The organism is Proteus alimentorum (assembly GCF_002607735.1).
Classification (GTDB): Bacteria; Pseudomonadota; Gammaproteobacteria; order Enterobacterales; family Enterobacteriaceae; genus Proteus; species Proteus alimentorum.
Genome location: NZ_NBVR01000003.1, coordinates 99,568 through 107,823 on the forward strand (window position 1 = coordinate 99,568; position 8,256 = coordinate 107,823).

An 8,256-nucleotide genomic window follows, 5' to 3' on the forward strand; every position below is an offset into this window, starting at 1 on the left:
AAGACAATAAGATTATTTATAAATAAATGCAGGTGCATCTTTCTTGCTGCCCCAATAAATCGCCCGTTCAGCCATTTGAGCAACATAACGAAAGATACGATCACCTTGTCTTCGAGATGACCACGACTCATCGGTGAATCTATCGGGTAACCCGATTGACCATCGTTCGAATCGATTAGAAACATTAACACATACGGCATTTTCTTCGCCAGACACCACATTGATAGATGTGATTTGTCCGATAAATAAGACTTCAGCAAGCAACGGTTTCCCCTCTTCGCCGATGGCAACCATCATCAACCGGACTTCGCGTCCTCGACTTTGCTCATTCATCACCATCCCCACCAGCGATTTATCAAAACCGGCTAATTTAAGCTGTAATTGTGGGGGACTGGTTGTCTTATTTCCTTTTAGCTGACTGATTTCGCCTAAACTGCCCACTCCCAAATAAGTTTCACCCGCAATAATCAGTTGCCCAACACCGGTATGCGCACAAGTGACGCCTGATTTCAAATCGAGTCTGGCGGCTAAAACAATATAAGCCCCCTCATTAATTGCTTTTACCATACCGTCAGAAAATGGATGATATTGCATTAGTACAACACCTCCTCAAAAGATAACGTGATATTGGTATACCCCAATCGACGATGCTGAAATTTACCCTGTTCATTATCAACAAGCCGAAAAACCCCAAAAGGACGCTCAACCTCAAGCATTTCATTAACAGTAGGTGACGTTCTTAACATCGGCGAAATAAGAATAATCGCACGGCCTTGATTATCACTGACCACATCCGCCACCACCATTTTGAGTTCATTACCCACAGTTAAGCGATCCCCTTGCTGTAACACGCGCATATTGCGCTTCCAGTCCTTTGTTTCTAGCCGATTACCTAATTGGTTCGGTATTGCAATACGAGGCGAACCATACCCATAACGCCCTTTTCTTATCCAACTGGCTATTTTGACTCGCCCCGACATGCCATCCAATGAAGCCACCAGCGCTTCTAACTGGCGCGATTTCTCTTCATTTAAATTATTGAATGTCAGCTCACAACGCCAACGGCTTCCCGGAAAGCGTACCGTTTGGCTACTTCCATTAAACGGCGAGGTAAAGGTTTTGCTGTTACTCAATAATTGCCAGTTTTCCTGTGTGGGGATCACCTCTTTTGGCCATTCAAGAATAGACATTTAGACTCCTAATGTTCTGCGTGCTGCGCCATTACTTTGAAAGTCTTGTAACATCATCGCGTGAGCTTTCTGTGCGCCGGCTTCTGTCCCTTGTTGTGCGGCTTCTTTCATTGCCTGCGCAAGTACAGCGTCACCATTTCCTGTCACTGTAATATGATTAACGACCGTCATTTGCACACCACCTGCACGGGCTAACGTCGGTTGCGGTGTAACGGGTATTCGTCCTGCGACCGCCCCCACAAAGCCCCCTGAAGCATAACCTTGCGCCGCATGCATTAAGCGATAGAGATTGCCGACACCCAATTTAGCCGTCGCTTCTTTGGTAAAAACAAACTCATCACCATGCACAATCCCTTTAGGTTCGAATTTGCCTCCATGCCCCGTATAACCACCATAAGCATGCCCTTTGCTCATCCATCCCATATCAAAGCCCATTGCCTGCCCGCCTGCTTCAATGGCTTTGAAAACCAACATTTTCATCACCATTCGAGTGATATCGGAGATCACCGCATTGGCAAAATCTTTAAAGCTTCCTTTGCCCGTTAAAGCAAAATCGGCTAATGCATCAGACATATTATTAAGCGCATTGGTGGTGACATTTCTGACGTTTTCCATCACATCCATGGCCGACTCACTGAAATCCGATAAGCCTTGTTTTAACCCCGCCATCGGATCGCCTTTCATGGCCTCTCGCTTCCTCAGCTCTTCCTCAATCTGCTGTTTAGTGAGTTCAACATTGCGTTGTAAGTTCACCAGCTCTTTTTCGCCTAAATCTACACTGGCTTGCTGATACCGCACATCAATCTGACGAAGGGCATTGAGCTTTTCTTGCTCTGCGCGTGACTTTCCTATCAAAGTGGTTTCAAATTGCATCTGCTCAATTTCTTTACTGCGATCATAAGCAAATTGCGCAACCGAGTTGGCACGCGCTAGATCATCAATGGCTTTCGCTTTTTCTTTTATCGTCTCAATGGCTTTGGGATCGATTTTTAAGATGGCATCAAACTTGTCTTTATTCTGTTTGATATCGGCTAATACGGATGTGTATTCATTAAAGGAAGAGGTAGTGCCATACAGCTGAATACTTTGTCCATCTGCAATCAGTGAGGCTTGTTTTTCCTCTAATTCCGTTAAGATTTTGGTGTATTGCTTGGCATAATCAATGGTTGATTTGTGGCTGGGCTTATACGTCCGTTTGGCTTGCAATGCCAGTTGTGCCTCAATTTCCGCTTGTAAGGCTTTATCGTAGCCTTGCATATCTGGCGTAATTTTGCGTGAAGCCAATACATCTTCTGCATTTAATTTCGCTAATGCCTTCCCTGTGGCTTGCGCTTTTGCCACTGAACGTTGCGATTTTTCAATCGATTCATCAATCTGTTTAGCAATCGCCGTGGCGGCATTCACTTGGCTATTTGTCGCCTGAAGCGTGATATCAATGAGTGATTCATATTCAATGCCTAAACTCTTTAAACTCGCCTTAAGTGAATTAATAGCGACATCAACATTTTGTAACTCAGTGGCATAACGTCTATATTCAGGGACTTGATCACCTACTTTTTCTTTGAGTGTCGCCAACATATTTTGCATATTGGCTCGCTGACGCTCTAAGTTATTAACTTGCTCTGCATACATTCCCATCGCAGCATCAAGCTCTTTTTGCTTTTCAGCTACTCGTTTAAGGTATAAATCCCCCACACCTTGTTCAGCAAACGCCTTTTCACTCTCAACGCTGTATTTTGATAGACCTTGTAAGGAAATAACCTGTTGTTTAAGTTCCTCGATTTTCTCCAATTGCGCGTTAATGCCCGATGAAACTTTGCTTAAATTCGCCACTAGCGTGGCATTGCTCATTTTGTTTAACGCTTCTGTTGATGTATCAAGGGAATTAGCAAATTCAATCGATTCGAGTTTGGCTTGTTTGACATTTTCGCTGTATTCATACAATCCCATTCCCAATGCTGCAACACCCGTCACCACTAATCCAATAGGGCCACCCGCTAATCCCATAACACTGTTAAGTGCTCGCCCCGCCACCGTTGATTGACGCCGAGCGGTCGTTAATGCACGTTGAGCAACGTTTTCGGCGGTTAATGCCTGTGTATAATTTAGAGAGGCTGTTCTTGCGAGTGACTTTGTGGCGATAAGGTTATCGAGTGCTATTTTTTCCGCGTTAGTGCCTCTAGTAACTTGATATTCCATTTTGGCTCTATTGAGCGCCGATGTGGCGGCTTCTTTATCCGCCCATGCCTTCCTCACGGCACTGGTTGCTGCCACACTGTTTGCCTCTGCACTCCGTAATGTGGCTTTGGCTTCATTCAACGTTGTCTGATTTTTCAGATAAGTGGCTTTCGTCCATTGAGAGAGCTTTGCTACCAATGCCGTAACTGCAATTCCTTCAACCACTTTAGCGACTAACGATAGATTATTGGCAAGAGTGGTCATCCCTGTGGTAAAAAGCTGAGTCGCACCTGTACCTTGATTCGCTTCACCAATAAATTTGGTCATCGCCGATTGAAGATTAGTGAAACCTTGGCTAACCGTTGTCACACTGGTAGCAAATTTTTTATCCACACTGTCGGCTGCACGCTCTAAGGCTTGAATGACTTTCTCAATCGTCATTTCACCGTCTTGGGCTTTCTTCCTTAATTCGCCCACACTGACACCCATTCCATCAGCGATGGCTTTCGCTAACGCAGGGGTTTGTTCCATCACCGAATTCAGCTCTTCCCCACGTAACTGACCTGAGGCTAATGCTTGACCAAATTGGGTTAATGCCGCTTGGGCTGCGGTTGCACTCGCTCCTGAAATCGCTACCGCTTTTGAGACGGTTTCCGTGAGTTCAGCGACTTTTTGCTGACTTAATCCTAGGCGATCGGCATTATCCGCAAAACGCTGATAAATCTGTGCCGTCGCATCCAATGATTGATAGGTTCTTTGGGCAATATCATAGACCGCTTGTGTGGCTTTATTTAACTCGACAGAACTTTCTGTCACCAGTTTTAAGCGGTTCTGTAATTCCGTCCAACTATCGGCATAATTAATTACTTGATGAATGGATAATGCACTTGCGGTGACACTCGCAAAACGGGCAAAAAGCGCTGAGGATTTTGCGGTTTGCAATACCATTCGCTCTTGTTGCACGGTGATAGCTTGAAGGCTGACGCGAATACTTTGCCCAAATTGTTCTGTTTGGCGCTGGCTACGGTTGATCGCATTTGTGAAATTTGCCGTATTCAGTGTCAAATCAATATTTAATCTACCTAATGCTCCCGCCATAAATTCAATCCTTGGTATGAACACTACAAAAGCAAACTTTCACCCTGAATAAATGCAATATTCCTTGTTATTTGCTATTGATTTAATTATTGATAAACTGAAATTTCGAATAATAGAGGGGTTTTATGAGACTTATTCTGGCGTTATTACTACCTTGGTTACAATTTTTCACGATTGGTCGCCCATTTGCTGGCATCTTCTGCCTTATCCTACAAATCACCTTAATTGGGTGGATCCCTGCGGCTATCTGGTCGGTTTATGCCCTTTCTCAATACAATACGGATAAAAAAATTGAGAAAATGTCTCGCGGTGGTTAACGATTAAGCCCCACTGATGTGGGGCTATCGATTAGCTAATACACTCTCAGTGACGTTATCCCACACCTCTTCTTCCGTGATTTTCTTCTTCCACATCGGCATAAAATCCATCAATTCAGGCGGAGACGTTTTCGGATCACGATTTATCATCGCAAGAAGATGCGCCACTTGTGCCATCCGATAATCCTCTCGCCATAAACCAAAGGGTTGTTTGCGATAAAAAGCTTCATATTCACACAAGTGGCTTTCGGGCATTTGCTCGATTTCTGTGAGCGTTTTTCCCAATGCCAACGACAATATCAGTTGGAATTGTCGTCGGTCTCCGAGTTTTTTTCGCTATTCCCCGCTTCGGCTGTAAACACCGCATTAGAGAACCCTTGCCCTAGACGATTAAGACCTTTTAAATCTGCTTCATTTTCAGCATCAAAAAGCAGTTCTCCTTTTTCATCACACAACTTAAAGGCCAACATTCTGGCGACATCATATTCATCGTAAACACGATTTATCGCCTCATTAAATTGTTCGGGATCGTCTTCGTCTAAGTAAATATCCTGCGCTTCGGCGAGCTTGATTTTAATTTGGCGAAGTTTGCGCTGAATGTAATTCATGGTGCCAACATCCAGCTCTTTGACATAAAAAGTGTTGTCTAAATAGGTAAAAGGCGTCACTTTCAGTGCTTGGTTTAACACTAATTCACGCAATAAAGCGTTAGACATAATCACTCCTAAGTTTTTTATCGAGAAGGGAAAAGAGAAATAATGAGGTGGATGAATTAAGGGGTTATTTCTTCACATTCAAATAATCACGGCCAGACAATTTAATCGAGATCCCCGAATCCATCATTTGCCCTACACTGCCATCAATGTTCATGCCCGTTTCGACAGAGCCGTAATAAAACATGGAGCCTTCATCTCGCGTTAAGACCATTTTCACTGCGAATTTTTCTTTGCTGTTTTCATATTTACGCAAGAGTCGCTGCACATCACTGGAGCTATAACGTAAGAAGAAGGTCAATTTAATTGAGCCGTATTCCGTATCACCGGATTCATATTCCTTGCCATCACTGCAAATGGTGGTGACATCAATTTGTTCGGTTGTCGAACCGTCTTTACTGAAACTTTTTACCGCACAGAAATTATTAGACCATTGAATACGTTGTGCTTTGGCGTTTGAAAAATCCGTAGGTAGCGTTTTATCACTCCAATCCACTTCGTCGCACAGGGTCACTTTATTGCCATCAACCTGTGCAATGGGAAAACGCCCATCTAACTCCCCTAAACCCGATAACATAATCATGTCATCCGCTTTCAGTTTATTATTGGCGATGGTAATGGTTGCGGGTGATAACGTCGCTTCCGTCACTGTCATCGCCTCCCCTAAGCCTGTTTGCACAAAGATCTTCGTGCCGAGGAAAGGCGTCGCTTTATGGTTTTTTGACTTTGCCATATCCATTCCTTATTTATCTGATGAAATCATTAATTCAAGAACAAGCCGATGCAATTTGACATCCGCTTCATACCCAAAGACCGCATTCATTCGTTGTGCAAATGGGATTGCCTCGATAATCTGAGCCTCGATTTTTTTACGCAAGACCATGAGAGGTTGTGGTTGTGGCGCATACACATCAAGTTGCACGCGATAGTTGTCTAAATCCGTATCCTCCAGCGCACTGTTAGGCGTGATGCTGGCAAACTGGATCACAATGGCGGGATAATGCCCTTTGCCTTCAGGTAATACCTGAAAAAAAACCCTTCCATCGACAAGCGGTGAAAGGGTCTCTTTTAATTGCTGTATCATGATCTCTACCTTACTTTTTCAATGTCCTCTTTGAGTGTTTGAACAATCACTTTAGCCGTCGCTTCCTTTTTCGCTTCAAAACTGGGCCGCATAAACGGTTGTGCGGGCATCTTGGCGGTGCCAAACTCGACAAACCACCAATAAAACGGATCATTTGGGTTCAATGCCGCACTTTTTCCCGTTGCCTGTTTAAAGGCAGACACCTTTTTACCCGATAATGATTTCACCCAAATGCGCGTTTTAACTTGCCCATTGCGCTGCACTTTCGTTTTAGAACGAATATTGCGCTTGATGGTGCCTTTGCGTCGATGAGGCACCGTTTCCTTAAGAATAGGTACTCGATGTTTGATTTCTTCTTTTAACGCCGAAGCCCCTACATTCATCGCCTTACGCGCGCTTTGATTTCTGGTTTTACGGGCGATATCTTGCATTCGTTGAGCGAGTTCAGACAATCCACTGATTTTAATCTCACCCATCATTCACGCCCTCTTTGCACATTAATTGAAGCTCACGATGACGCTCATAAGGGTCAATAATCGAAATAATATTAAATAGTCGCTTACCCCATACAATACGCATCGAGGTATCAATATCAGCAATATAGCGAATAAGAATTCGCGTTGTGGCCTCACTTTGTACTTGCTGAGCTTGAAAATATTCTCGCCCTTGATAAGGCATGATCGCTGCACGTACTTTTGTCGCATGATCCGTCCAAATCACATCACTGCCACTGATGGCATCGGGCGCTAATACTGATTTTTGAATATGAATAGTGTGGCGTAATCGTCCTGCACGCATAAAACCTCCTACAACCCATAAATCCGGTAAGGTTGAAGTAGTGCGGTGACCGCAAAAGGTTGTGTAGAAAAAGCTTGCCCCGAAATTACCCCCTCACGATTTTCATACCATTGCGCAATTAATAAGAGCATTGCCGCAATCACATCATCCGTTAAGAACAAGGCTTCAGGATCTTCTTGTGCTTTATCCATCTCCTGAGTTTTATGTAATGTTCGACGCGTGTAATTTTCAACATATTTCACGGCGGAACCGATATACAGCGTCAATAAATTATCGTCATCCGTAAAATCAGGATCGATATTGCAATGCTGCTTCACCAATTCGAGAGAAAGCATTATTTCTCCTTTTTCGCCTTAATATTTCTTTTCGGTTCAGGTTCAATAACAAGATGTGCTTCTTCCTGTTCTTTGGCATAGCCTTTTTGAATTAACTCCCGTCCATGTTGCTCTAAGGTATCAATCTGCTCACCTTCAAGCACCACTCGTCCCTCAAAATAAATGGCTCGTAAGATGACTAATTTCATATCACCTCCAAAGAAAAAGCGGCCATAAAGACCGCCTTAGTTACATTAATCACTTGACGTTGCTACCGTAAAATCACCGTAAACAAAGGCTTCTGGGCGTTTGATCGCCAAAGCAAGACGCTCTTCACAACGGATAGAGATCATGTTTTTCTCAAAATCATCGGCGTTTTCCGTTGAAATCACCACATTCGTTTCTTCGCGATCAAAGAGCTGTGCACCCGCATTAAATGCCCCTGTTAAGAATTTCCCTTTAAACGCGGGGGTTTCTGTTGCTACAACCGGTAATCCCCATAAGGTCGGTCCTGTTAATGCGGAAGGATTAGCCAAAATATAACGCCCCAAAGAGTCTTTGGTT

General features: G+C 43.9%; 13 protein-coding genes. 1 reads left to right on the top strand and 12 read right to left on the bottom strand.

Annotated elements, in window-relative coordinates:
* Positions 1 to 12: 12 nt before the first annotated feature.
* The 3 genes from B6258_RS00815 to B6258_RS00825 are packed head-to-tail and all read right to left on the bottom strand — an operon-like array spanning position 13 to position 4,466.
* Entirely contained in the window at positions 13 to 594 is a 582-nt protein-coding gene (locus tag B6258_RS00815; protein ID WP_099073695.1) for a hypothetical protein, read from the bottom strand.
* Entirely contained in the window at positions 594 to 1,190 is a 597-nt protein-coding gene (locus B6258_RS00820; protein WP_099073696.1) for a hypothetical protein, read from the bottom strand. Before B6258_RS00820 ends, B6258_RS00815 begins: the two co-directional genes overlap by 1 nt.
* Positions 1,191 to 4,466, bottom strand: coding sequence for a phage tail tape measure protein (locus tag B6258_RS00825; RefSeq protein ID WP_099073697.1), 3,276 nt, complete (start codon positions 4,464 to 4,466; stop codon positions 1,191 to 1,193).
* 125 nt (positions 4,467 to 4,591) lie between these two features.
* On the opposite strand from B6258_RS00825, the gene B6258_RS00830 reads away from it, so the two are divergent.
* Positions 4,592 to 4,783 (top strand): YqaE/Pmp3 family membrane protein, encoded by a 192-nt coding sequence (locus B6258_RS00830; protein ID WP_004242485.1) that lies wholly within the window; start codon positions 4,592 to 4,594, stop codon positions 4,781 to 4,783.
* Positions 4,784 to 4,807: 24 nt separating this feature from the next.
* Here B6258_RS00830 and B6258_RS00835 read toward each other — a convergent pair whose 3' ends face one another.
* The 9 genes from B6258_RS00835 to B6258_RS00875 form a co-directional block, all read right to left on the bottom strand.
* On the bottom strand, positions 4,808 to 5,038 hold the full coding sequence (locus B6258_RS00835) for a phage tail assembly protein T (protein WP_004251574.1): 231 nt from the start codon (positions 5,036 to 5,038) through the stop codon (positions 4,808 to 4,810).
* 44 nt (positions 5,039 to 5,082) lie between these two features.
* Positions 5,083 to 5,499 (bottom strand): hypothetical protein, encoded by a 417-nt coding sequence (locus B6258_RS00840; protein ID WP_041701217.1) that lies wholly within the window; start codon positions 5,497 to 5,499, stop codon positions 5,083 to 5,085.
* Positions 5,500 to 5,563: 64 nt separating this feature from the next.
* On the bottom strand, positions 5,564 to 6,229 hold the full coding sequence (locus tag B6258_RS00845; RefSeq protein ID WP_017628356.1) for a hypothetical protein: 666 nt from the start codon (positions 6,227 to 6,229) through the stop codon (positions 5,564 to 5,566).
* A 9-nt stretch (positions 6,230 to 6,238) separates the two neighbouring features.
* On the bottom strand, positions 6,239 to 6,580 hold the full coding sequence (gene gp17 / locus B6258_RS00850; protein WP_087802809.1) for a tail completion protein gp17: 342 nt from the start codon (positions 6,578 to 6,580) through the stop codon (positions 6,239 to 6,241).
* Between the two features lie 5 nt (positions 6,581 to 6,585).
* Positions 6,586 to 7,059, bottom strand: coding sequence for an HK97-gp10 family putative phage morphogenesis protein (locus B6258_RS00855; protein WP_087802806.1), 474 nt, complete (start codon positions 7,057 to 7,059; stop codon positions 6,586 to 6,588).
* Positions 7,049 to 7,378 carry a phage head closure protein gene (locus B6258_RS00860; RefSeq protein ID WP_099073698.1) on the bottom strand — a complete coding sequence of 110 codons (330 nt, stop codon included), beginning with the start codon at positions 7,376 to 7,378 and terminating at the stop codon, positions 7,049 to 7,051. Before B6258_RS00860 ends, B6258_RS00855 begins: the two co-directional genes overlap by 11 nt.
* A gap of 8 nt (positions 7,379 to 7,386) precedes the next feature.
* A complete protein-coding gene (locus B6258_RS00865) occupies positions 7,387 to 7,713 on the bottom strand; it encodes a head-tail connector protein (RefSeq protein WP_058336093.1) in 327 nt (108 codons plus the stop codon).
* On the bottom strand, positions 7,713 to 7,901 hold the full coding sequence (locus tag B6258_RS00870; RefSeq protein WP_099073699.1) for a DUF7210 family protein: 189 nt from the start codon (positions 7,899 to 7,901) through the stop codon (positions 7,713 to 7,715). The genes B6258_RS00865 and B6258_RS00870 overlap by 1 nt, the downstream gene beginning before the upstream one ends.
* 45 nt (positions 7,902 to 7,946) lie before the next feature.
* On the bottom strand, positions 7,947 to 8,256 hold a 310-nt coding region (locus B6258_RS00875; protein ID WP_099073700.1), incomplete at its 5' end, for a phage major capsid protein.